Source organism: Novosphingobium sp. FSW06-99 (assembly GCF_001519065.1).
Classification (GTDB): Bacteria; Pseudomonadota; Alphaproteobacteria; order Sphingomonadales; family Sphingomonadaceae; genus Novosphingobium.
In genome coordinates this window covers 28998-51662 of record NZ_KQ954253.1, presented here as the reverse complement: position 1 = coordinate 51662, position 22665 = coordinate 28998, and the positions used below count along the sequence as shown (strand labels likewise).

The following is a 22665-nucleotide window of genomic DNA, read 5'->3' as shown; positions in this document are numbered from 1 at the left end:
GGCACATCTGCCTCTACCCGGTTGATCGCCACCAGTGCGTTGTTGGCGGTGCGCGCGATCCGGCGTCACGTCCTGCGTTCGTTCCTTACGGTGCTCGGCATTGTCATCGGCGTGTTCGCGGTGGTGACGATGGTCACGCTGGGCAAGGGCGCGTCCCGATCGGTGCATGACGAGGTCTCCGGGCTGGGGGCCAATGTGCTTACCGTGCTGCCGGGAACCGCTCCGGGGCGCGGCGGCGGAGGCGAGGCGCCGCCACCCTTCAAGCTTGAGGATGTCGATGCCATTCGCGACCAGATCGGCGGCGTGACTGCGGTTGCGGCGCAAGCCCAGGTTTCGGCGACGGCGGTGTTCAATGCGGCGAACTGGCAGACCACGGTCAACGGCGCCGACAACGCCTATCTCGATGCGCAGAACTGGGCTGTGACCGCAGGACGGCGCTTCACGGGTGATGAGGAAAAAGCCGGAAAATCGATCTGTCTGGTCGGCTCTACGGTCGCCAAGAACCTTTATGCCAATCAGTCGCCGCTGGGAACGACCCTGCGCCTCGGATCGATCAGTTGCACGGTGGTGGGGGCCCTGGCTACGCGTGGGCAGGGCGGTTTCGGGCAGGACAATGATGACGCCGTGATCATGCCGATCAAGGCGGTGCAGCGCCGCCTGACCGGCAATCGCGAAATCCGCGCGATCATTGTGGGTGCCGATCCCGCCTATGACAGCAAGGATATCCAGCAGTCGATTGCGGCCCTGTTGCGCGAACGGCGCAACATTCGCAGTGGCAAACTCGATGATTTCACGATTTTTGACAGCAAGCAGATTGCCGACACGCTGGCCAGCATCACCGGCACGCTGACCGCCATTGTCAGTGCCGTTGCGGCGATTTCGTTGTTGGTAGGTGGTATCGGTATCATGAACATCATGCTGGTCTCGGTCACCGAGCGCACGCGCGAGATCGGCATTCGTCTGGCGATCGGCGCGCTGGGTCACGAGGTTATGCTGCAGTTTTTGGTCGAAGCGGTCGTACTGTCGTGCGTCGGAGGCCTGATCGGGCTGGTGCTCGCGCTGGGTGCCTCGATCGGGCTGTCGCGTTTGCTTGACCTGCCGTTCGTGTTCGACCCGCTGACAAATCTGACGGCGTTTGCTTTTTCAGGTTTGATCGGTGTCATATTTGGCTATTTTCCGGCCCGCCGCGCGGCCAGCCTCAATCCGATCGAAGCCTTGCGGCATGAATAGGCTCTCATCGGCCGGATAACGTCCGTCATGCACGTTGCCCGGCGGGGTGCGTAAAGCGCCAGGGCACGGCGGGTTTAATCTGAAACGCATCATGCATCCTGGGCGCGCATTGCTGCGCGGGCCCGGCCCATCCAACTGATCGGTGTCCGTCCGCATAGTGGCCGCATTCAGACTGGACGCATGGCGACCGCCAGCGGCATAGTTTTGAGCCAGCCAAGTCAAAAGAGTTCCAGTGCATGTCCGCCACAACGATCACCATCGATCCGCGAGATTTTCGCGATGTTCTAGGCTGTTGCCCGACCAGTGTGGCTGTTATCACCGCACACCATGGCGATGATCGCGTTGGACTTGTGGTCGGCACTTTCACATCGATCTCGCTCGATCCGCCGCTGGTCGGTTTTTTTCCCGGCATAGGGTCATCAACCTGGCCACGAATTGCGTCAGGCGGACGCTTTTGTGCGAATATCCTGTCATCCGAACAGGCGCATATCTGCAAGACATTCACGTCGAAGTCGGACGACAAATTTGCCGACGTGATGCACGGGCTCAGCCCTGCGGGATTGCCGCTGATCGACGACATTGTTGCGTGGGTGGATTGCCGGATCGAGTCCGTGCAGCAAATTGGTGACCATCTGCTCGTAGTCGGCGCGGTAGAAGCGATGGGGCAGGGTACCGCATCGCCGCTGGTGTTTCTCAAGGGCGGATATTTCGCCACCGCGGCGATTTGATGACAGGTGCTGAGAAGGGCTGGACGCTTCGCCCACAGGCGCCGTCGATCGGTACGGTGCTAGGGCCAATCGGGCAATGGGCAGATGGAGCAGCGCGCGAATTCGTGTTTGGTGCCGGGCTCAACGCGTTTCGCATGCTGGTCGTCCGCAAAGGCTCACGCGTGTTCGGCTATGTCAATCTGTGCCCGCATTATTCGCTGCCGCTGAACGTGCGCGCCGACGAGTTTCTGTCGCGCGATGGGGCACGGATCATGTGCCGCCGCCATTTGGCGATCTTCACAGTTGAGGACGGCATGTGCATCGATGGCGCCTGCATTGGCGCCGCGCTGGATTGCGTGCCGTTACAGATCGACCCGGAAGGGCAAGTGGTGATCGGATGAGCGGGGCCTATTTCATTTTCCGCGGTTACGACGTGCCGGAAACTTCGGCGGCGATCCGCACGCGCATACGGCCAGAGCACCGCGCCTATATCCGTGAGGCCCGGCACGGCGTTCGCGTGGCGGCAGGCGGCATGGTGGTAACTGATGCCGATGACCATGTGACGGGCACACTGCTGATTCTGCACGGGCCTGATCGGGCGGCGGTCATGCGCTATCTTGGTGGTGACCCGTACTGGGCGGCGGGGCTGTTTGCGCGCTATGAGCTCGATCGCTGGACCTGGGGCCTGGGTGCGCCGGCGGAGGAAGCGCCATAGTCTGGCGCTGCCTCGCTGCCATTACCGCGTGTAAAATGGGGGGATCTGCGCATCGACGTTGACCCACACCGATTTGGGCTGGGTGTATTCGCGCATCGCCTCAAACCCCATTTCGCGGCCATAACCTGATACGCCAACCCCGCCAAAGGGAGAGGCCGGATGCACGCGCTTGTAGCAATTGATCCATACCATGCCTGCGTGGATGCCGTCGGCAAAGCGATGCGCGCGTGTCAGATTTTGCGTCCATAATCCTGATCCGAGCCCGTACTCGGTCGAATTGGCGATCGCCATCGCCTCTTCATCGGTGTTGAAGGTTGTCACGGTCACAAAAGGTCCGAACACTTCTTCGCGGCTGACGCGATCGCCGGATCGGGCGCGGACGATTGTGGGTTCGATAAAATATCCGCCTTGCAGGTCCGGTGCGCCGGGCACTTTGCCACCCGACAGGATTTCTCCGCCCTGTTCGCGCGCCATCTGCACATAGGCCAGCACGCGCTCGTGGTGCACTCGCGATGTCAAGGGACCCATCTCGGTGTCGGTGTCGAGCGGGTCACCCAGCCGGATCGAACGCGCAAGACCAATAAACCGTTCCAGAAACTGGTCGGCAATCGCCTCGTGCAGGATGAGCCGGGATCCGGCGATGCAGGCCTGCCCCTGGTTGTGGAAAATGCCAAATGCCGCGCCACCGACAGCCGCAGGAATGACAGCGTCATCAAATACGATATTCGGCCCTTTGCCGCCCAGTTCCAACTGCAACTTTTTCAGGTTGCCTGCCGATGCGCGCACGATTTCCCGGCCCACGTTGGTCGATCCGGTGAACGAGACTTTGCCGATGTCGGGATGGTCTGCAATGCGCTGGCCGGCGGTGTTGCCATAGCCGGTCACGATATTGACGACCCCGTCGGGAAATCCGACCTGTTGTATCAGTTCCGCCACGCGCAACGTGGATAGCGGGGTGATCTCCGACGGTTTCATCACCACGGTATTGCCCGCCGCCAAGGCCGGACCCAGTTTCCAACTGACGAACATCAGCGGGAAATTCCACGGTACGATCTGCCCGACGACACCGATCGGTTCGCGTTTGACGTAGTTCAGGAATCCGGCATCGACCGGAATGACCGCCCCTTCCAGCTTGTCGGCCATCCCCCCGAAATAGCGAAAGCACAGCACTGTGCGCGGTACATCAAGCCCCAGACAATCGCGTACCGGATGGCCGGTGTTGGTTGCTTCCAGTCGCGCAAGATAGTCGGCGTCGGCCTCGATCGCATCCGCCAGCTTCAACAACAGACGGCCGCGTTCGTGCGCGGGCAGTCGCGCCCAACCCGGGGCGGCGGCTTGTGCTGCCGCAACCGCACGATCGACATCCGCTTCACGGGCCTCGGCGATGCGCGTGATGACCGAGCCATCGAACGGATTGATGACGTCGATTTCACCGCCAGCCGCGCCGTCGACCCATGCACCATCGATGAACAGGCGGGTCTTGAGCGCAGCGGGATCGATGGGTGCGAGTTTTGGCACAGGCGTGCTTTCTGATTGGCGAACTTCAACAGGGGCAGGATCTTTGTGAAAACGATCTTGCCCGTTGGTATGCAGGGTGTGGCTTGCGGAATTACCAGGTCACCGAAACAATCGGGGCCTCACCCTTCAGGATCAATTCGGGGATGATCGGGGAACCGTTCTCCCACACCAGCAGCATCGCGCGCTTTTTCGCGTAACCCTTGTGGCGGATGTCCGCGGGCATGCATGACACATCGCCGGCCCGCGTGATAACCTTGGCGCGCGGCTTGCCGGTCTCCTTGTCCTTGATATCCCAGTCGATTTCGTCCGACAGTGTAATGAACCATTCGCAGCGATCATTGCCATGATCGATGGGAAGGGCGAATTCTTCGGTGGTCGGGCAAAACAGGCTTTCCCCCACCACCGAACAGACCGAGGGATTCCACGTCACGTCGGATCGCGACAGGTAGTCGAACAGATTATACGCCCAGACTTCGCCCTCAAAGCCTGGTTCCGGCTCGACGATGGGGGTGGACTGGTCAAGATCGGGAAACATCCGGTTGACCGGAAAGCCATTGGCGTCGGTGCGCAGCGGGGTATCGCCGGGCAGACCGACGATGCGCTTGGCCGAAACGCGCGTGCGTGTAATCGCAGACTCATTGTGGCCGTTCTTCGATCCCCACGGCGCGCCGGTTTCCATGGGCGCGGCAAACGGATCAAACCCCTGGTTGGTCCAGTCGCTCATGATCGCCTTGAACAGCGGCATCAGCACTTCGCTGGGAAAGCGTTCTTCGCGGTCGCGGCCCGCGTTGTGATAGGCATCGTTGTAGCGGCCGGCGAACAGCGTGACTTCGCCATAGTGATTGACCGTGCCGATGACGTCGTCAAAATTGACGGTGCCATAAAAGAAGCCCCACGCGACATCGCGCATCATCGCGCGCAGGAACGCGTCGACCGGCATCGTGTGGGTGCCTTCAGGCCAGGTAATCCGCGCAAAATATTCATCACGCGCAAAGGAAAAGCTGCCTGCGCTGAACGTGCGATAGCCTGTCACGTTGTCGATCGCGCCGATTTCGGTGCGCATGACAAGCGGCAGGTTTGAAGCAGCCGCCTGATGTGCGGTTTCTGACATTGCCATGGTGTGGATCCGATCAAATATTCAGGAGTTCTGGCAGATTTCCGCCCACTTCTGCACCGTTTCCGGACCTTCGACGGTCTGGATCATCAGGCAGGCAGGGGCGTGGGCGATGAAACGATAGGCCGCGCCGCGCGGCAGCAAGCCCTGATGGCCGCGTGACAGGACCACACGGCCCATCTTGCGACCGGCGGGTTCACCGGCCAGCTTGACGGCGCCCTGGCTTTCGGGTGGAGCGACAGCGGCTGGATCGTCGAGCTTGACGAATTGCACTTCCACCACACCGTCCATCGACAGCACGAATTCGTCGTGCGTGGCGCTGTACCAGTCCGAACTGCCTTCGGCGCGTGCGACTTCGATGACATATTCAAAATTCTTGGCAACGGCGACGCGTTCATAGGGTGCCGACTGGCTCGCGACTTCAAAGATATTCGAAAAGACATAGTTTTTCGGATCATCGTCGATCGGAATGACCTTGCCTTTGTCATAGTCGGCAAGCGACCCAAGTCTGGTGGTGTATTCCATAAAATGAGATCCTTGGACGGCCCTGATGGCGCTGCCATGCCGGGCGCATAACGCAATGATTGGCGCCTGGTGTAAACGGGTATGGCACGTCCGTCCGTCTGGCGTCTGTGCGCACGCGGGGCTTACGAGGCCGGCGGCAAACCATCCCACGCGCGTTCCAGCAACATGCGCAGCCGCACTTTGTCCAATGGTGCGGGATTCCAGTACGGCTTGGCAAATGTCAGCTCGATCACCCGGTCCAGACCGCCGTGCGGCATGCCGAGTTCACGCAGCGATGTCGGCGCACCCAGCGACCGGTTCAGATCATACAGCGCCATGGCCGCGTCCGGACGACCAAGCGCCGTACCGATGCGTGCTACGGCATCGGCCGCATAGGGAGCGTTATAGGCCAGTGCGTGTGGTAGAATGACGGCATGGGTCTGCGCATGGGGCAAGTCGAACGTTCCGCCCAGCGCATGACACAGCTTGTGGTGCAGGGCCATGCCCACCGCGCCTAGCGTCGTGCCGCACAGCCAGGCGCCATACTGCGCGTCGGACCGTGCGGGTACGTCTGTCGGTGCGGCGCTGATGCGCGGCAATGCACTCGCCAGCGCGCGGATGCCTTCCTGTGCGATCAGCGAGATTATCGGGTTGGCCTGCTCGGAATAGAGCCCTTCGACCGCATGGGCGATGGCGTTCATGCCCGAAACGACCGAGATCGCCACTGGCAAGCCCATAGTCAGATTGACGTCATACAGGATGACTTCCGGCAGAACACGCGGGCTGGTCTGCGTGGTCTTGATGCCGTTCTCGGTCTGGCCGATGATCGCGGTTGCTTCGGACCCTGCATAAGTCGTCGGTATGGCGATCTGGGGCAAGTTGGTGCGCAAGGCGATCGCCTTGGCCAGGCCGATGGTCGATCCTCCGCCGATCGCGATCAGGCAGTCCGCGTCTGCCAAGGCGGCCATGGCGGCCTCTGTCACATCGACCGGAGTGTGCATGCGCGCACCGCAAAACGCCCCGCACGCCAGATCACCGATTTGTCGGACAATCCGGTCGGCGTCGGGCGCCTGTTCGGGCGTCGCCACGACGAACGCACGCCTGGCCCCCAGCCGGACAATTTCGTCGGCCAGACTGTCCAGACGACCGGGGCCGAACAGCACGCGCGATGGATGGGATTGATAGACAAATGGGGTCAAGGCGTTGCTCCTGTGGTGCTGGTTCAGCCCCGATCGGCGATGGCTGCCGCAAATACGCCGCCGGTGAGCGGCAGATCGCAAGTGTCGGGGACCTTGGGGCTGCCATCTCTTTGCGGGACCAGGGCATGACGTTTCCCCCGGACGAGGGCCGAGGGGGCGGCGTTGGTCAGAGCGCGGACAGTTGAAAACGGTGGTCGAGCGTCTTCCAGCCGGCGGGACAAGCGCGCCCGTCCGGCGCGGTGCCGGGTGCGTGCTGCGCCAGATCGACCACCAGCGACTGTTTCACGCCGAATACAACGTCGGAATCAAGATAAGCCCCGCCGGCGACAAACAGATGCGTGACCAGCGTGCGGTGACCGGCGGCGGAAATGTGAAAATGCACATGGGCGGGCCGCCACGGATGGCGGTCCGACGCGTTCAACAGATCGCCAACCGGGCCATCGTCGGGGATCGGGTACGCCGGCGGTACGATCGTCCAGAACTGCACATGGCCCTGCGCATCGGCGCGAAACCGTCCACGCAGAAAATAGCCGTCGCGTTCCGGATACTGGATGTCATAGCGGCCGTCTTCGTCGCTTTGCCAGACAACCACATCGGCATCGGCCAGGGGGTGCCCATCGGCCCCCGCGACCACGGCGTTGACCAGCAGCAGATCCCCCGGGTGCCCCGCGCCGATATCCGCCCCGTTCGGCCGGGTTAGCGCGTCGTCGACAAAAAACGGTCCTAGCACCGTGGATTCGGTCGCACTTTCCTGCGTCCGATGCTCAATCGCATCGACCAGCATCGACAGGCCCAGCACGTCGGACAACAAGATGAATTCCTGGCGCCCATCCCTGGACATATGCCCCACGCGTGTGAGGAATTCGACGCCTTGCCGCCATTCCTTGAAAGTCAGCGCGGTTTCACGCGCAAAGGCATGCAAGTGGCTGGTGAGGGCCAGAAGAATTTTGCGCAGACGCGGATCCGGCGTTCTTGCAAACTGCGCACTGACTGCTGCGGTCAGCTCGGTTTCAACATCATGGCTCATGGAAATCTCTTGCTCATCACGGTTTCGAAGGCATCGCACACGCTGGCCAGTCGCGACGCGCGGACATCTCTGGCGTCATCCTCACCGGCTTCCGGCGATCATGCCGGGTGCCATTGTGTGCAAGTGCGCCGCCATGTCCTGTCCCCCGATTGGATCTTTGTTGAAGGCCCGCCTTGCGATCACGCGCCCTTTGGAAACAGGCGCTTGCCGAACAGCAACAGGCCGGCCGCGGCCACGTTGAGCGCAACCATCGTGCCGGTCAGCGGCGTGTAGGTGTGGCTGTGGTCAAACAGCCAGCCACCAATGAACGGTGTGGCTGCGCTCGCGACGGTCTGCAGCGAAATCGCCACGCCCGATATGGCGGCGAACCGGTTGGCGGCAGTGCATTTGCTCAGCAGGGCCATCGCGCCGACCTGCACCGCACCAAACCCCGCACCCAGCACGACCGGATAGGCATAGAACAGTCCGGTATTGCGTGCGTTCGCCAGCAGCAGAAGACCGATTGCAAAAGTGATGCTGCCCGCCGCCAGACTGCGGCGCAAGCCTGCGCGTTGACCAAATGCGCCGATCAGGAAATTGCCGATCAGGGTCGAGGCGGCCATCAGGGACATCGAGCGCGCTGCGGCGAGCGGCGTATGGCCATAGTCCTGCAACATCGCCAGGCCATGCGCGATATACAGCGCGCTGCCGGCGCCCGCGACCATGATGCAGAAGATCACCAACCAGATGTCGGGCGATTTCAGGCTGCCATCGCCGGTCCCTCCCCCGGGAGGGCCGAATTCAACCGGGGTGCCGGTCTTGGGCGGATCGCGCACCACAAAAAGTGACAGGGCCAGCGCAATCGCTCCCATCACCGTAAATACCAGCCAACCCGCGCTCCAGTCATGCGACCGGCTGATCACTTCGCCGATCAATGGCGCTGCAACAAATCCGCCCGCGCCCATCGTGGCATACAAAATGGCAAACGGCCGCGCCTGATCATCGACAAACCAGCCCGCGACACAGGCCTGATTGGCAATGAACCCGCCCGCGCTCATCGCCAGCCCGATAAACAGGCCAAATGCGGCGACCGCCTGCAACGGCCCGTGGACGAGAAACGCCATGACCAGCGATCCGATGATCAGCGCGGCGCTGCCACCGATCAGTGTGCGCTGCGATCCAAACCGGCTGACGGCGGCCCCCATCAGCGGTGCGGTGGTGCCGGTGATCAGCATGTTGGCCGTGACCAGCAGGCCCAGCATGCTGCGGTCCAGCTTCATCGCGGTCACCATTGCAGTGTTCACCACGCTGGCGCCATAGATCGGGAACGCAGCGTTGATGCACAGGATACCTGCGCAGGCGGCAAGGATCCGCCATTTCTGATTGGCATTGCGGACTTCGCGGCCTGCCAAAGCTGCAACATTCATCGCGTTCTCCCGTGTCGATTGCGAGGTCTATCGCCCGGCGTGCACCCTGACCGGTTAGGCCAAGGCCGATCATTCAACAGCCCTGCACGCCAATCCGTCCGGGTGGTGTACGGCCACCATGTACGCCAACCGGACGCGCCGGGGTCGCGGGTTGCGGTTCATCGTGCGGATGGCGCAACCACCACGGCGTTCGCTTGGGTTATGCAAGCCGTTTACAACAAATGAGGCATTCCATGTCCATGGCAGAGGTGCGTACCAAGGCAACCCTCCTTCCTCCTGAACCGGGTTTGACCCCGGATGAAATGATTGCGCGCGCCAGGGCGATGATCCCGACGTTGCGGTCGCGTCAGGCGCAGACCGAAGACGCGGGGCGGTTGCTTGAGGTGACCAATCAGGAATTCCTCGACGCCGGATTTTACCGCATTGTTCAGCCGCGCAGTTTCGGCGGTTATGAATTCACTTTGCCGACTTATGTGCGGGTCATGATGGAGATCGCACGCGGTTGTCCGTCAAGCGCGTGGGTGCTGGCGCTGGTATCGGGTCATCCGGTCATGCTGGCCGATTTCGACATCCGCGCGCAGATCGAGGCCTATGGCAAATCTGGCGATTATCGCTGTCCGTCGGTCGGGTCTCCCGTGCCGGTAAAGCGCGAAGGCAGCGGCTTTCGCGTCAGCGGCAGTTGGGATTACGCATCGGGTTGCGATGTCTCCACCCATGTGATGGTCAGCGGGGTTGCCCCGGACGAAGATGGGTCGATGACTGCCCGGCTGATGCTGGTCGATCGTGACGATTGCACGATCGTCAACAATTGGCGAATGATCGGCATGCAGGGCACCGGCTCGCGCCAGGTCGTAGTCAAGGACCTGTACATTCCTGAATATCGCACCGCGCCGATGGCGATGTGGCAGGCAAAGAGCACCAATGCGGCGCATGCCAACCCGATGTACAGTGGGCGCAAGGGATCCTATTTCCTGATCGAACTGGGCGCGGTCGTGATCGGAACCGTCAAAGGTGCGCTGGATCTCTATGAAGAAATCTGCCGCACCAAGACGATGCGTTTTCCACCCCGCATTCCGCTGTTTGAAAGTCACGAATTTCAGCAGTATTTCGGCGACGCGCAGGGCAAGGTGGACGCGGCCGAAGCACTGCTGCTCAAGATCACCGAGCGCTATGTCGAGGCGTGTTCCGTCGATCCGATCACCGGTGGGGAATTCAGCGAGGAAACCGACCGGCGGCTGTTCGTCGCGGCGCAAGAGGCATGCCGGCTGGCGTGGGATGCGCTGGAAATTATCTTCACCACTGCAGGGACCAGTATCGGCGCCAGGGATTCGATGCTCGCGCGGCTCTATCGGGACGCCAGCGTGCAAAAGACCCATTTTGTGCAGCAAAAGTCACGCACCGCGGTGAATGCGGCGCGGTTGCACTTTGGCATGCCACCGCTGACGCCGTTCTGAAAGATGGGCCCGTTGCAAACGCCGGAAGGTGGCCCTGATCCGGCATCGGTGCGCGAAGCGTTCAAGCGCCGTCGCGGCCACTGGAACGACGACTGGGAAGCCATGCTTGGCTATTCACCGGCCTATGTCGCGGCATATCTGGAATTCTCGGCCTATGTTGCCGATCGGGGAACATTGAGCCCGAAATTTCGGGAACTGCTTTATGTCGCGACCAATTGCACCCCAACGCACATGTTTGACAAGGGCCTGCGCAATCACGCCCGCCAGGCACTGGCTTTGGGTGCGACGCGCGATGAACTGATGGCGGTTGTCGCCACGGTCAGCGCGATGGGGTTTCATTCCTATGTCACTGCCGCAGGCGCGGTGGCGGATGCAGTGCCCGCACTGCCCCGCACCGCCGATGCCGATGCGGTGCGTGCCGACCATGCCGCCCTGTTTGGTGATGTTGATGCGGCCTTTGGCGTGGGGATCGCACTGGATCCCGTGTTTCACGCCAGGTGGCTCGATTTTGCCAGCGCGCCGTTGCGCGGGCCCACTGCCGTTTTGAGCGCGAAAGACGCGCATCTGATTTCGTTGGCCGTCCATGTCCAGTGCACGCAATTGAACGCGGCTGGAGCGCGAGCGCATGCGCAGGCGGCACTGTCGCAGGGCGCGTCGGTCGACGAAGTGCTGGATGTCGCTCGGCTGGTGTCGAGCATGGGGATCCACGCAATGGTGTTTGCACTGCCGGTAATCAACGAACTGACAGGGGGCACCGTATGACCGTCGGGCATGATTTGCATTACACCGCCGGTTCGGTCGAAGCGTGCGGCTATTATGCCCAGCCTCAGTCAGGTGCGGTCCGGGGCGGCGTTCTGCTGGTGCATGAAGCGCCTGGCCTGGGTGCGCATTTGCGGCGACGCGCAGACGCACTGGCGGCGCTTGGCTATGCCGCTTTGGCGGTCGATCTGCATGGTGGCGGGCGGTTTGCCGCCCACCCGCCCGAAGCGCGCCAGTTGGTCGAGGCTCTCAAGGCTGATCCTGCTGAACTGATGGTCCGTTTGCAAAGTGGGCTTGATGCGCTGGTACAGCAAAGCGGCGGTGCGGCGGGCAATCTGGCGGCGGCAGGATATTGCTTTGGCGGTTGGTGCGCGCTGGAACTGGCGCGGGCCGGGGCACCACTGCGCAGCGTCAGCGTATTCCATGGCGCGCTGGCCAGCACGCGCGGCGCAAGCCAGATCGCAGGGTCGGTGCTGGTGTGTACCGGCGATGCCGATCCATTTGTTCCGGCGGAACAGATTGCCGGGTTCACTGCGGAAATGGCGGCAGCGAAAATCGACTTTCAACTGTGCCTCTATGGCGGGGTCGGCCATGGCTTTACCGACCGGGATGTGCCCGATTTGCCGGGGTTTGGCTATGATGGCAGGGCCGACCGGCGGGCATGGCAGTCGTTCGTCTTTCAGCTTGCAGAGCATAGTGCCGACCCCGGGCGGGCGGCGTAGAGGAAATAATCATGACGCGATACGATGGCAAAGTCGTCCTTATCACCGGGGCGGCGCGCGGGATCGGGCTTGGCACCGCTCGCCGGTTGACCGAACTTGGCGCGCGCGTGTTCATTGCCGACCTTGATCGTGCCGGGGCAGAAGCTGCGGCGGCCGGATTGGCCGGTGGCACGGTGCTGGGATTTGGCTGCGATGTCAGCAAAGACAGCGATGTGCAGGCTCTGCGCGAAGCCGTGTTGGCGGCGGCCAGTGGCGGGATCGACATGCTGATCAACAACGCCGCCAAGCCACCCATCACCGGTTCGATTGCGCTGGTCGGCATCGACCAATGGCGCGATGCATTGGATGTCAATGTTCTGGGCTATGTGCGGATGATCAACGCGTTTCTGCCCGAGATGCTGGCGCGCGGCAGCGGGCATATCATCAACACGTCTTCGGGTCTGGCGCTGCTCCCCGATCCGCCGATCCGTTTCATGGGGCCTTATATCGCATCAAAGGGTGCGCAACTGTCGATGAGCCACGCCTTTGCCCATGCCCTGGCTGGCACCGGTGTCGCGGTTTCGGTGTTTTGTCCTGGAATTACCGCCACGTCGGACGAACCCGGCGGCGATCTGCCGCCGATCCCCGGCGCGCCGGGGCCAGCGGATTTTGCCATCGGCGTGCCGCATCGTCGTACCATCCGGGTCAGCGCCGAACATGCCGCCGGCGTGTTGATCGACGGCCTGGCGCGGGGCGATTATCTGATCTGTTCGCAGGACGGCTATCTGCCCGACCTGATCAATTTTGCCCGGGCGAATTTCGATCCGCGCTCAATCGTACGCGCGGCCGAGGCAGAAGCTGTCTGACCTTCAACAACGAGGGCAGGGGAGAGCGCGATGGGAAGGCTGACATACCTCGATAACAGCGACCTGGCGCCTGAGTACCAGGACATTCCGCGGATGAAGTCCAATATCACGCGTGCTGTCGCGCACAGCCCGAAACTCGCGCGAAATGTCGCCGGGCGCGGGATGTATTTTCGGCATGACAGCACGCTGGATGTGCGCCTGCGCGAACTGGCAATTCTGCAAGTCGGGTATTCCACGCGGTCAGCCTATGAATGGGCGCATCACGTCGATATCGCGTTGTCGTTCGGGGTCAGCGTGCAAGATATCCGCGCAATTGGGCCGGAAACCCAGGGGATTGGAACGCACCTTGATCCGGTGGCGTCGGCTGTGTTGGCGGCGGCGCGTTCGTTGACCGATGCGATAGCCTTGCCGCAGCCCATTTTCGATGTGCTGGCAAAAGCGATGAACACCGCGCAACTTGTCGATCTGCTGGTAGCCATCGGTGAATACAATGGCCTGGTGCGCGTAATGGCCGCGATCGAGATCGATCTTGAACCCGAATACCTGGAATATCTCGTGCAGTTTCCACTACCGGCATGAATTTTATTTTCGCACAATAAAGGATTTTTCCTCATGAAACTGCTTAGCTTTACCCACGAAGGACGCGACAGCTTTGGCGCGGTGGTCGGTACACGCGTTGTTGACCTCGGGCTGAAATTTGCTGGAGTCTATGCCGATATCGTTGCCGTGCTCAAGGCTGGCGCACTTGACGAAGTCGAGGCCGCTATTGCGGGGGCCACGGGCGACTATGATCTGGCAGATATCACGTTTCTGCCGGTTATTCCCAATCCGCCCAAAATCATCTGCATCGGCGTGAATTATGATTCCCACCGCACCGAGATCGGTCGTGATCCCAGCGCGCGACCGATGGTGTTTGCGCGTTTTGCGGCCAGCCAGGCCGCGCATCAGGAACCGTTGCTGCTGCCCCCCGAATCCGAAACGTTTGACTACGAAGGCGAAATTGCCGTCATCATTGGCAAGGCGGGGCGCCGTATCGCCGAGGCCGATTGCTGGGACTACATTGCCGGCTATGCGCCATACAACGATGGCAGCATTCGCGAATGGCAGCGCCATACCGCCCAGTGGGGTCCTGGCAAGAACTTCTACAAGACTGGTGGTTTTGGTCCGTGGATGACGACGCGTGGTGAAATCGCCGACAACCAGACGCTGCATCTGAAAACCCGGCTGAACGGCATGGAATTGCAGAATGCCACCAGCGATGAAATGATCTTTTCGATCCCTTATTTGATCGAATATTGCTCAACCTTCATCCCGCTTGAACCCGGCGACGTAATCGTCACGGGCACTCCGGGCGGGGTTGGCGTTCGTCGCGAACCCAAGTTGTTCATGAAGGAAGGTGACCTGGTCGAAGTCGAAATCACTGAGGTCGGCGTGCTCAAAAACCCGATCCAGGCCGAACGCGTCTGATCAACCGGGGCACCCCGACGTCAGACCGTGACGGTTTCCGGGTGAGCGCGTGGCAGTGTGCCGCGCGCCGCCCGAGTCCCGGCGCGGGGTGCGTCTGGCAGCCGGTGTTTGGCCTGAGCCCGCGTAGGGCCGATGTGAAGCGTCACCCGGCGGCGAGAATTTCGACGCAGCATCGCGCAATCTGCCCTTCCGGCGCACACTGGAACTCCTGCGCTCGCGCTAACTCTGGTGCCACATGGGTGCGCCAGCAACAGAGCTGCGCATGGTCACCAGATGGTCGAGGCGGATTGACCCGACGAACACCGTCTTGCGGTCGTCTCCGCCAAAGGCAATGCTGGCGGGAAAGTTCAACACCGATGCCTCAGGGTCTTCAAACAGGCACCGGGCCTGTCCACTGGGGGCGATGCGATGGATGCCGTTGCGTGTCACCTCGGTGACCCACAGGCCCCCGTCCACGTCGAAGGCCAGGCCATCGACGATTGCGCCTTCAAAGAGCGGATCGGGGCCGAACGCTTCGGCTGGCCCTGGCTCGCCGCTGTCCGAAAGGCGCATCCGTAACACCCTGCCTCGTCGGCTTTCGGCGAGATAGACATGCTGCATGGCTGAATCAAAGCGCAGTTCGTTGGCGAAGCACAGGCCGGACGCCATCAGCCTGGGACCGGCGGCCGTCCGCTTCACGACATATCCATCGGGTATCGGATGGTCGATTGCGCGCGATCGCGGAACGGTGCGGGTGGATACGGTCAGCCACAGATCGCCCGCCGGATCGAAATGGACAAAGTTGGCAGCGCCCAGATCATGGCCATCGAATTGCCCGAATTCCAGTCGGCCAGATCCGTCCGGGGCAAGCGTATGGACGGTTCCGCTGTCAATCCCGGCCAGATAGAACGTGCCGTCGCGGTCTTGCGCAATTCCATTGGTGGTGCCGCCCGGGGCAGGGACGTGGCGGCAACAGCCATCGGTGCTGATCCGTGTTATACCGCCCCGGCTGTCGGAGACCGCCAGATCGCCATCCAGGGTGACCAGCACGCATTCCGGCCGTTGCAGGGCTGTGCCGATCCGGCCGCAGGGGACCAGATCAACCGTCATGCCGTGTCACTGTGACCACCGGCAATGCGGCGATCAGGGCTTCGGCTTCGGCAAATGTCCCGGCGGTGCCGAAAATGTAGTGATCGGGGCGAATGATCACCGCTTCTGCGCCGATTGTCGCCAAATATTCGTCGCCATCGCCCTCCAGCACGACCGCGCCTGCCGCGCGCAACCGGTCGTGCATTGCCGGGGTGAACCGCGCCGCCAAACGGGCGGTGACGAGCACTGCAAAATGCAACCCCACCAGATCATCCAGGCGCCGGTCTGCGCGCAAGCGGGGTTGTGCCGCCAGCGTTCCCGCCAGCGGATTTGCGTTTTGTCCCCTTAGACCACCGCCGAGCCTTGGCCGGATCGGGGTCATCACATGCGGACTGGACAGCAACATGGCGTCACGTTCGCGTGCCTTGTCCGGATCGGTCTCGGCAATAAATCCGCCAATCCGGTTGGCCTCGGCAATATATTGCGTGACGTGCGGTGCCAGTTCCTGTTGGTAGCTGTCGAGCAAGTCGGGATCGGCTGTCCCGGTGAGCGCGAGATCGATCTTCCACGCCAGATTTATGACATCGCGCAGGCCCGCACACAGGCCCTGGCCAAGAAACGGTGGGGTCTGGTGCGCCGCATCGCCGGCGATCATCACACGCCCGTTGCGCCAGCGCGAGGCGATGGCCGACCGAAAGACATAGACCACCGCGCGTTCCAGCACGACGTGGTCCGGCGACACCCAGCGTTGCAACAGCGGATATACCTGATCGGGCCGCGCAAAGGTCGCGGGGTCATCGCCGGGCAGGAGCATGACCTCCCACCGCCGACGCCGCCCCGCACCCTCGATATAAGTAAACGGGCGGGCCGGGTCGCAGTATTGCACCGTGCCTTCGGGCAGTTCCGGCGCGCCCGGGTTCAGGATGAAGTCAGCGACCAGCCATTGTTGCGAAGGGGCAAGGACGGTCAGCTCCGCACCGATGAGTGCACGCACAGTGGAATTCGCGCCGTCGCAGCCGACCACATAGCGAGCCTGTGCCGACCAGGGCTCGCCTCTCTCGTCCCGGGCGACCAGCGTGACACCAAGCTCGTTCTGGTCCAGCCCGGTCAACCGCAGCCCCCGCCGAACCGTCACCAGCGATGATCTGGCAATCCGCGCCTGCAACGCGTGTTCCAGATCGGGCTGGTGAAACCGGTTGCTGTCGCGCCAACCGTGGATTCCAGGCGTAATCGGACGCGGCCAGTCGATCAGCATCCGGCCTTGCGCATCTTCGAACCGCATCCGCGCGTAAACGCCCAGCAATGGCTCCAGATCTTCGCCAATGCCCGCCGACTGCAGCACGCGCATCGCTTCCCCGTCGATGTGGGTGGCGCGGGGCAAGGGATAGGATTGCGGAAACTGTTCCAGGACCAGTACGCGCCGCCCCTCGCGTTCGAGCAAGTTGGCCAATGTTGCGCCGACAGGGCCATAGCCGATGATGGCAACATCGAATGGTTCGTCCACGGCCGTGTGACCTGGATTGTCGGGCGTCATGATCACAGCGCGCGGATGTTGTGTGCGGTTTCAATACTCCACTGGTCCACCGGCAGGAATCCCGGCGCATTGCGGCACAAGTTTTCGGTAAACGCAAAAATGTCTTCTTCGCTCGCTGCGAGGTCGATCGTGGTGCGGTGCGGTTGGGTGATGTACCATGGTGTATCGACGTAAGCTTCGATACGGTTCCCTTCGGGGTCGGGAAAATAGACCGACCACGCAATGCCGTGGGTCAACGGTTCAAGATTGTCGATCCCTGCTTCGACGAGATGTCCATACACCCGGCGCAATTCGGCCAGCGTCTTGAGGCGGAACGATAGCTGGTTGATCAGATGCTGCTCGCTGTTGGGCCGGCCAGTGGCAAGCACCAATTGGTGATGCGATGTGGGGTCGCCAGTCAGAAACACGATCGACCGCTTGTCGTTGCGCGCAATGTCGGTCACGGCAAACCCGAATACGCTTTGATAAAAGGCCAGCATGCGGTCAAAATCGCGCACATACAAACCGACATGGCCAATTTCCACGGTGCTGTCCCTTTCCCAACGCCAGGCGCGACGCTTTTACCCGGCGTCCGTTCGGAAGGTTCGGTAGAGCGGTCGCAGAGGCCCGGCCACCGCTATGGGCCCGGCGTCCGCTGTGCGAACTTCAGTGCGAGGATTGCGAATCGAGCACAAAGCTGGCGAGCCGGGTTTCGATTTCGGCCTGGGCTTTGATCAGGGCAGGAACGAATTTCTCCAGCGCATCGGGCAAGCGCACCGCCCTCGAAATCCAGGCAATATCAATGCAAGCCAACACCGCCTCGCCATGGCGGATCGGCACCGCGATCGATGTGACATGCGGGTAGGTATATCGCTGTTCCAGCGCATAGCCCTTTTCGCGCACCGTCTGCAGCATGGGCCGTGTGTGTTCGCCCACTTGCGCTTCGGGATCGACCGCATCACCGAATTGCTGCAAATGCGACAGGATCTGTTCTGCTTCCTGCGAGGGGCAGAACGCAAGATAAGTGCGGCCTACCGCGCTGCTCAGCATGGATCGCTGGCGATCGTTGAATTCCTGGACATCGATCCGGTAGGGGTTCTGCAAGTGGGTCGAATCTCGCTGGACCATCGCATAGTCTTCAAACGACGCGATCTCGCAAGTCCACACCACCTCTTTTTGCAGCTTCACCAGGGTGGGCATGGCGGCCCAGTGCGCCCATGCTTTTTCAGTCAGGCCGTTTTCCAGCGTGCGTGTTTCCAGCGTCGGGTGGTAAATCTTTCCCTCATCGACCGACACCAGCCCGCTGTCGAGCAAGGTGCCGAGGATGCGGTAGACTGTCGGGCGTGACAGGTTGAGCTGATCCGCAATCGCCTGGCATGAACTGCCGCCGCTTTCGCTGATGATTCGCAGCGCGTTCAACCCCCGAGACAGGGCGCGGATGGTGTCGGTCATGGTGTTCCTGACAGGCTTGCTCTTTTAGTCCCGGCCAATCGTAGCTTAACCGCCCGGGCAAAACTACCCGCAGACACCGGACACCAGGCGGACGGTTTGCCACAACGATTGGTCACCAAATTCCAGACAGAGCAAAGGTGCCTCAAGCCGCCTCAGTGCTTTGGGGTATGCGCCAAGTGGGGCAGGGGATGATGTCGCAATACGATCCGGCACAGGGCAAGGGGTATGGGTGGCGCATGCGGCTCGGTATGCTGCTGCCATCCAGCAATCCGGTTGCCGAACCCGAACTGATCCGGTTTCTGCCCGACGGCGTCTCCTTGCACACCACACGACTGAAGCTGGCGGGCAGCACGCGCGAAGACCTGCTGGGCATGACCGAAGGGGTCGAGCAAGCCGTCAAACTGCTGACCGATGCAGGTGTGGACCGGCTGGTGTTCAACTGCACGGCGGTCTCGACGTTCGATCCTGCCATGGGCGAGGCGTTGCGCGAACGCATGGAGTTCACCGGTGGAAAGCCGGCAACCAGCACATCGGATGCAATCGTCGCGGCACTTGCGGCGCTCGCTCCGCGCAAGGTTGCACTGGTGACACCTTATATCGATGCTGTGGTTGAACGAGAAACCGGCTTCCTCGAACACTTTGGATACGAGGTTGTTCACAAGGTCGGGCTGGGGTTGGCCGAGGGCAAGGCAATGGCATCGGTCGAGCCGGGCCAGTGGTATCGCGAAGGTATGGCATGCGCCGGCACGGGCGCGGATCTCGTTTTCCTCAGTTGCACCGCCATTCGCGTGTTCGATGTGATCGCCGGTCTGGAACGTGATCTGGGGCTGCCGGTTTTGACCAGCAATCAGGCCATGCTGTGGTGGTGCCTGCGTGGCGCCGGTCTGCAGGATCGCATCCCGGCGCTGGGCGGATTGCTCGCCTAGGCATGGCACCTCGATCATCCGTATTTTGGGGCATAACTTCTATGGAATTGTGGGCATGACCATCCGGGGCAAGGCGCATATTGCCGGGGCGTTCGAGCACCCGTTGCGCGATCTGCCAGACCATTCGGTACAACAGATTCATGCAGAATGTGCGGTGGGCGCACTGGCCGATGCCGGACTTTCGATCCGCGACGTCGATGGCTATTTCTCGACTGGTCAATTGGGTTTCGGCGGGGTTTCGATGACCGAATATCTCGGTCTTCGACCCAGTTATGTCGATGCCACGTTTACCGGGGGCTCGTCCTATCTGGCGCATGTCGGCCATGCCGCTGCAGCGATTGCAGCCGGCAAATGCAAAGTTGCGCTGATCACCCAGGGCGCCAAAGTGCGCGGCGTGCTGCGCGGTCCCAAGCACAGCGGTGACACGCCCGAATTTCCGTTCGAAACCGTTTATGGCGAAACCAATGCAGGAATTTATGCGTTGGCCGCGCGGCGTCACATGCACGAATACGGCACCACGGCCGAGCAGCTTGCCGCAGTCAAAGTGGCGGCATCGCACTATGCCAGGCACAACCCCGCCGCGCTGCTGCGAAAACTGGTGACGGTTGAGGATGTGGTGAATTCGCCGATGATCGCCAATCCGCTGCATCGGCTCGATTGCTGTGTGGTGACCGATGGGGGGGGCGCCCTTGTTGTGGTCGCGCCTGAAATCGCGCGCCAATTGAAACGACCGTCAGTCCGCATCCTTGGCCATGCCGAACATATCAAGCACAGCGGCAACGGCCCCAACGATTTCACCAGCACCGGGGCGGCCGTATCGGCGCCTCGTGCATTGGCCGAAGCCGGGGTCGGCCTCGGCGATGTCGATTACGCATCGATCTATGATTCCTTCACGATCACGGTGATCATGACGCTCGAGGACTTCGGGTTCTGCAAGAAGGGCCAGGGCGGGGCGTTTGTCGCCGATGGTGCACTGGCGCGCGACGGGGTGATCCCGATCAACACCGACGGCGGCGGCTTGTGCAGCAATCATCCCGGATACCAGGGCGGCCTTGTCAAGATTGTCGAGGCCGTGCGCCAGTTGCGTGGCGAGGCTCATCCGGAAACGCAAGTACGCGACTGCGCGATTGCCGTGGCACACGGAACCGGCGGCGGCATGTCGCGACAGGCCAGCGTCACGCTGGTTCTGGGCCGGGGAGACGCGTGATGACAGCACCGCAACTGCCGACGCCGGTACCCTATGTATCGGGTGAAACCGAACCGTTCTGGTCGGGGGCAAAGGCCGGAAGGCTGATCCTGCCGCATTGCACGGTGTGCGATCATACGATCTGGTACCCCAAGGCGTTTTGTGGCGAATGCGGATCGCTGGATGTCGAATGGCGCCAGGCGAGCGGCGAGGGTACGCTTTACAGCTATACCCAAGTGCACCGTGGCGAGGGGCCCTACCGCGACCTGTCGAGTTTTGTTCTGGCGCTGGTCGATCTGGATGAAGGCGCGCGGATCCTGACCAACATTGTCGATGCCGATCCGGCGCAATTGATCGTCGGGCAGCGCCTGCGCGTGGTGTTCGACGATGCCGGTGATGCGGCCGCACTGGTGCGTTTCACTCCCCTTTCACAACAGAGCTTGTAATTTTCATGGATAAGACATTTGCAACTTGCGCCGAGGCGCTGGCCGATATTGCCGACGGATCATCGGTGGCGATTGCCGGCTTTGGCGTCGGCCATTCCTACCCCAACAGCCTGGTGCTCGGCCTGCGCGACCAGGGGGCCCGCAATCTTCGGATCGTGGCCAATTCGATGGGGGCGGGTGGTGATTTTCGCCCCCAGATTTTGGTGCAGAACGACCAGGTGTCCAGCCTCGTGTTGTCATTTTCTGCACGGCCTGGTTTGCCGTCGCCCGAACAGATCAAGATCGAGGCTGGCGAAATCGGCCTCGAAATCGTGCCGCAGGGCATTCTGGTGGACCGGTTGCGCGCGGCCGGTGCCGGTTTTGCCGCTTTCTATAGCCCGGTCACCGTCGGCACCCCGTTGCAGCACGGCAAAGAAGTGCGCAATTTCGGTGGGCGCGATTTCGTGCTCGAACATGCGCTGCCGGTCGATGTCGCGCTGATCCGCGGCTACCGCGCCGATCCTTTCGGCAATGTCGAATTTCGCGGCAGCAGCGCACATTTCCATGCGAGCTTTGCCAAGGCAGCACGGCTGGCGATCGTGGAAGTCGAAGAAATCGTCGAGGCAGGTGCGATCCCACCCGAACGTGTTGGTCTGCCCGGCATTTTTGTGTCGCGCGTGGTCAAGACGACAGCCAAGTACCCACCCCCCAAGGGATCGATGGGGCGTCGCGCGGCCGAGAGTAACCGCGAATATTTCGGCAAGCCCGCGCTCAGCCGATCGGCCATGGCGCGGCAGGTTGCCGAGATGTTGCCGGACGACGCCTATGTCAATCTTGGCTCTGGCTTGCCCACGCTGGTGGCCGGACATGCGCGGGGCAAAACGATTATCCTGCACGCCGAAAATGGCGCGCTGGGGTACGATCTGGTCGACGACCCTGCCATGATAGACGTCGATTTTTTCGATGCTGCGGGCAATTTCATCAAATTGCGGCCCGGCGGCGCAGTGTTCGACAGCGTCGTGTCGTTCGAAGTGGCGCGCTCGGGCAAGCTGTCGGCGATCGTGCTGGGCGCCTATCAGGTTAGCGAGCGTGGCGATCTCGCCAACTGGGCGCTGCCCGGACAAGTTGGCGGTGGCATTGGCGGGGCGATGGATCTGGCTGCATCAGGCAGCCGGCTGATCGTGCTGATGGAACACAGCGACAGCAAGGGCCGGCCCAAACTGGTCGCGCAATGCAACTACCCGCTGACCGCGCCCGCGTGCGTTGATGTGGTGGTGACCGATCTGGCGGTGCTGGAACGCGTCGACGGCCGGTTTACCGTCACGGCGATGGTTGAAGGTTTTTCGCAGGAGGAAATCCGGTCGATTACGCCGATGGACGTGGGGTTCGCGGATCACATCCGCAGCATTCCGGTGGATTCCCAATGAC

At 61.8% G+C, this 22665-nt stretch carries 24 protein-coding genes; 14 read left to right on the top strand and 10 right to left on the bottom strand.

Features of this window, described 5'->3' with window-relative positions:
- Positions 1-21: 21 nt before the first annotated feature.
- The 4 genes from AQZ49_RS05080 to AQZ49_RS05065 all read left to right on the top strand — a co-directional run bounded on the left by AQZ49_RS05080 (position 22) and on the right by AQZ49_RS05065 (position 2652).
- Positions 22-1230, top strand: coding sequence for an ABC transporter permease (locus tag AQZ49_RS05080; RefSeq protein WP_067613642.1), 1209 nt, complete (start codon positions 22-24; stop codon positions 1228-1230).
- A gap of 236 nt (positions 1231-1466) precedes the next feature.
- Positions 1467-1958, top strand: coding sequence for a flavin reductase family protein (locus tag AQZ49_RS05075; protein ID WP_067613640.1), 492 nt, complete (start codon positions 1467-1469; stop codon positions 1956-1958).
- Positions 1958-2338 carry a Rieske (2Fe-2S) protein gene (locus AQZ49_RS05070; protein WP_067613638.1) on the top strand — a complete coding sequence of 127 codons (381 nt, stop codon included), beginning with the start codon at positions 1958-1960 and terminating at the stop codon, positions 2336-2338. The genes AQZ49_RS05075 and AQZ49_RS05070 overlap by 1 nt, the downstream gene beginning before the upstream one ends.
- Positions 2335-2652, top strand: a complete 318-nt coding sequence (locus AQZ49_RS05065) for a YciI family protein (RefSeq protein ID WP_067613636.1) — start codon at positions 2335-2337, stop codon at positions 2650-2652. Before AQZ49_RS05070 ends, AQZ49_RS05065 begins: the two co-directional genes overlap by 4 nt.
- 21 nt (positions 2653-2673) lie before the next feature.
- Here the strand turns inward: AQZ49_RS05065 and AQZ49_RS05060 are convergent, their stop codons facing one another.
- The 6 genes from AQZ49_RS05060 to AQZ49_RS05035 form a co-directional block, all read right to left on the bottom strand.
- Positions 2674-4170 (bottom strand): aldehyde dehydrogenase family protein, encoded by a 1497-nt coding sequence (locus AQZ49_RS05060; RefSeq protein WP_082701521.1) that lies wholly within the window; start codon positions 4168-4170, stop codon positions 2674-2676.
- A 91-nt stretch (positions 4171-4261) separates the two neighbouring features.
- On the bottom strand, positions 4262-5287 hold the full coding sequence (locus tag AQZ49_RS05055; protein WP_067613634.1) for a hydroxyquinol 1,2-dioxygenase: 1026 nt from the start codon (positions 5285-5287) through the stop codon (positions 4262-4264).
- A 21-nt stretch (positions 5288-5308) separates the two neighbouring features.
- Entirely contained in the window at positions 5309-5809 is a 501-nt protein-coding gene (locus AQZ49_RS05050; protein WP_067613632.1) for a cupin domain-containing protein, read from the bottom strand.
- 122 nt (positions 5810-5931) lie between these two features.
- Entirely contained in the window at positions 5932-6987 is a 1056-nt protein-coding gene (locus AQZ49_RS05045) for a maleylacetate reductase (protein ID WP_067613630.1), read from the bottom strand.
- Positions 6988-7153: 166 nt separating this feature from the next.
- On the bottom strand, positions 7154-8014 hold the full coding sequence (locus tag AQZ49_RS05040) for a dioxygenase family protein (RefSeq protein WP_067613628.1): 861 nt from the start codon (positions 8012-8014) through the stop codon (positions 7154-7156).
- A 179-nt stretch (positions 8015-8193) separates the two neighbouring features.
- Entirely contained in the window at positions 8194-9420 is a 1227-nt protein-coding gene (locus tag AQZ49_RS05035; RefSeq protein WP_082701520.1) for an MFS transporter, read from the bottom strand.
- 233 nt (positions 9421-9653) lie between these two features.
- Here AQZ49_RS05035 and AQZ49_RS05030 point away from each other — a divergent pair, with 233 nt between their 5' ends.
- Genes AQZ49_RS05030 through AQZ49_RS05005 form a run of 6 tightly spaced genes read left to right on the top strand, consistent with a single transcriptional unit; the run spans position 9654 to position 14667 of the window.
- Complete coding sequence (locus AQZ49_RS05030; protein WP_067613624.1) at positions 9654-10874, top strand: acyl-CoA dehydrogenase family protein; 1221 nt, start codon at positions 9654-9656, stop codon at positions 10872-10874.
- 12 nt (positions 10875-10886) lie between these two features.
- Positions 10887-11636 (top strand): carboxymuconolactone decarboxylase family protein, encoded by a 750-nt coding sequence (locus tag AQZ49_RS05025; RefSeq protein ID WP_231738864.1) that lies wholly within the window; start codon positions 10887-10889, stop codon positions 11634-11636.
- A complete protein-coding gene (locus AQZ49_RS05020; RefSeq protein ID WP_067613620.1) occupies positions 11633-12355 on the top strand; it encodes a dienelactone hydrolase family protein in 723 nt (240 codons plus the stop codon). Before AQZ49_RS05025 ends, AQZ49_RS05020 begins: the two co-directional genes overlap by 4 nt.
- 11 nt (positions 12356-12366) lie before the next feature.
- Positions 12367-13200: an SDR family NAD(P)-dependent oxidoreductase gene (locus AQZ49_RS05015; protein WP_067613618.1), complete on the top strand. Its 834-nt coding sequence runs from the start codon at positions 12367-12369 to the stop codon at positions 13198-13200.
- Between the two features lie 30 nt (positions 13201-13230).
- The gene (locus AQZ49_RS05010) at positions 13231-13779 is read left to right on the top strand and encodes a carboxymuconolactone decarboxylase family protein (protein ID WP_067613616.1); all 549 of its coding nucleotides are present in this window, start codon (positions 13231-13233) and stop codon (positions 13777-13779) included.
- A 33-nt stretch (positions 13780-13812) separates the two neighbouring features.
- Positions 13813-14667 carry a fumarylacetoacetate hydrolase family protein gene (locus tag AQZ49_RS05005; RefSeq protein WP_067613614.1) on the top strand — a complete coding sequence of 285 codons (855 nt, stop codon included), beginning with the start codon at positions 13813-13815 and terminating at the stop codon, positions 14665-14667.
- Between the two features lie 219 nt (positions 14668-14886).
- On the opposite strand, the gene AQZ49_RS05000 is transcribed toward AQZ49_RS05005, so the two are convergent.
- The 4 genes from AQZ49_RS05000 to AQZ49_RS04985 all read right to left on the bottom strand — a co-directional run bounded on the left by AQZ49_RS05000 (position 14887) and on the right by AQZ49_RS04985 (position 18700).
- Positions 14887-15756 carry an SMP-30/gluconolactonase/LRE family protein gene (locus tag AQZ49_RS05000; protein ID WP_067613612.1) on the bottom strand — a complete coding sequence of 290 codons (870 nt, stop codon included), beginning with the start codon at positions 15754-15756 and terminating at the stop codon, positions 14887-14889.
- On the bottom strand, positions 15746-17239 hold the full coding sequence (locus tag AQZ49_RS04995; RefSeq protein WP_197410928.1) for a bifunctional 3-(3-hydroxy-phenyl)propionate/3-hydroxycinnamic acid hydroxylase MhpA: 1494 nt from the start codon (positions 17237-17239) through the stop codon (positions 15746-15748). The genes AQZ49_RS05000 and AQZ49_RS04995 overlap by 11 nt, the downstream gene beginning before the upstream one ends.
- Before the next feature lie 32 nt (positions 17240-17271).
- Positions 17272-17793 carry a VOC family protein gene (locus AQZ49_RS04990; RefSeq protein WP_067613608.1) on the bottom strand — a complete coding sequence of 174 codons (522 nt, stop codon included), beginning with the start codon at positions 17791-17793 and terminating at the stop codon, positions 17272-17274.
- Positions 17794-17914: 121 nt separating this feature from the next.
- A complete protein-coding gene (locus tag AQZ49_RS04985) occupies positions 17915-18700 on the bottom strand; it encodes a helix-turn-helix domain-containing protein (protein ID WP_067613606.1) in 786 nt (261 codons plus the stop codon).
- 188 nt (positions 18701-18888) lie between these two features.
- Between AQZ49_RS04985 and AQZ49_RS04980 the strand changes: the two genes are divergently transcribed.
- From AQZ49_RS04980 to AQZ49_RS04965, 4 genes are read left to right on the top strand one after another with little or no spacing between them, the layout of a single operon-like run.
- Entirely contained in the window at positions 18889-19626 is a 738-nt protein-coding gene (locus AQZ49_RS04980) for a maleate cis-trans isomerase family protein (protein WP_231738861.1), read from the top strand.
- 55 nt (positions 19627-19681) lie between these two features.
- The gene (locus tag AQZ49_RS04975) at positions 19682-20833 is read left to right on the top strand and encodes a thiolase domain-containing protein (protein ID WP_067613604.1); all 1152 of its coding nucleotides are present in this window, start codon (positions 19682-19684) and stop codon (positions 20831-20833) included.
- Positions 20833-21258 carry a Zn-ribbon domain-containing OB-fold protein gene (locus tag AQZ49_RS04970; protein WP_082701519.1) on the top strand — a complete coding sequence of 142 codons (426 nt, stop codon included), beginning with the start codon at positions 20833-20835 and terminating at the stop codon, positions 21256-21258. The genes AQZ49_RS04975 and AQZ49_RS04970 overlap by 1 nt, the downstream gene beginning before the upstream one ends.
- A 5-nt stretch (positions 21259-21263) precedes the next feature.
- A complete protein-coding gene (locus AQZ49_RS04965) occupies positions 21264-22664 on the top strand; it encodes a 3-oxoacid CoA-transferase (RefSeq protein WP_067613602.1) in 1401 nt (466 codons plus the stop codon).
- The last annotated feature ends 1 nt before the right edge of the window (position 22665 follow it).

What these genes read in the sequence shown, in the direction of transcription:
- AQZ49_RS05075 (WP_067613640.1), top strand. Translation starts at nt 1,467, where the DNA reads ATGTCCGCCACAACGATCACCATCGATCCGCGAGATTTTCGCGATGTT.
- AQZ49_RS05070 (WP_067613638.1), top strand. Translation starts at nt 1,958, where the DNA reads ATGACAGGTGCTGAGAAGGGCTGGACGCTTCGCCCACAGGCGCCGTCG.
- AQZ49_RS05065 (WP_067613636.1), top strand. Translation starts at nt 2,335, where the DNA reads ATGAGCGGGGCCTATTTCATTTTCCGCGGTTACGACGTGCCGGAAACT.
- AQZ49_RS05055 (WP_067613634.1), bottom strand. Translation starts at nt 5,287, where the DNA reads ATGGCAATGTCAGAAACCGCACATCAGGCGGCTGCTTCAAACCTGCCG.
- AQZ49_RS05050 (WP_067613632.1), bottom strand. Translation starts at nt 5,809, where the DNA reads ATGGAATACACCACCAGACTTGGGTCGCTTGCCGACTATGACAAAGGC.
- AQZ49_RS05040 (WP_067613628.1), bottom strand. Translation starts at nt 8,014, where the DNA reads ATGAGCCATGATGTTGAAACCGAGCTGACCGCAGCAGTCAGTGCGCAG.
- AQZ49_RS05035 (WP_082701520.1), bottom strand. Translation starts at nt 9,420, where the DNA reads ATGAATGTTGCAGCTTTGGCAGGCCGCGAAGTCCGCAATGCCAATCAG.
- AQZ49_RS05030 (WP_067613624.1), top strand. Translation starts at nt 9,654, where the DNA reads ATGTCCATGGCAGAGGTGCGTACCAAGGCAACCCTCCTTCCTCCTGAA.
- AQZ49_RS05020 (WP_067613620.1), top strand. Translation starts at nt 11,633, where the DNA reads ATGACCGTCGGGCATGATTTGCATTACACCGCCGGTTCGGTCGAAGCG.
- AQZ49_RS05015 (WP_067613618.1), top strand. Translation starts at nt 12,367, where the DNA reads ATGACGCGATACGATGGCAAAGTCGTCCTTATCACCGGGGCGGCGCGC.
- AQZ49_RS05010 (WP_067613616.1), top strand. Translation starts at nt 13,231, where the DNA reads ATGGGAAGGCTGACATACCTCGATAACAGCGACCTGGCGCCTGAGTAC.
- AQZ49_RS05005 (WP_067613614.1), top strand. Translation starts at nt 13,813, where the DNA reads ATGAAACTGCTTAGCTTTACCCACGAAGGACGCGACAGCTTTGGCGCG.
- AQZ49_RS05000 (WP_067613612.1), bottom strand. Translation starts at nt 15,756, where the DNA reads ATGACGGTTGATCTGGTCCCCTGCGGCCGGATCGGCACAGCCCTGCAA.
- AQZ49_RS04985 (WP_067613606.1), bottom strand. Translation starts at nt 18,700, where the DNA reads ATGACCGACACCATCCGCGCCCTGTCTCGGGGGTTGAACGCGCTGCGA.
- AQZ49_RS04980 (WP_231738861.1), top strand. Translation starts at nt 18,889, where the DNA reads ATGATGTCGCAATACGATCCGGCACAGGGCAAGGGGTATGGGTGGCGC.
- AQZ49_RS04975 (WP_067613604.1), top strand. Translation starts at nt 19,682, where the DNA reads ATGACCATCCGGGGCAAGGCGCATATTGCCGGGGCGTTCGAGCACCCG.
- AQZ49_RS04970 (WP_082701519.1), top strand. Translation starts at nt 20,833, where the DNA reads ATGACAGCACCGCAACTGCCGACGCCGGTACCCTATGTATCGGGTGAA.
- AQZ49_RS04965 (WP_067613602.1), top strand. Translation starts at nt 21,264, where the DNA reads ATGGATAAGACATTTGCAACTTGCGCCGAGGCGCTGGCCGATATTGCC.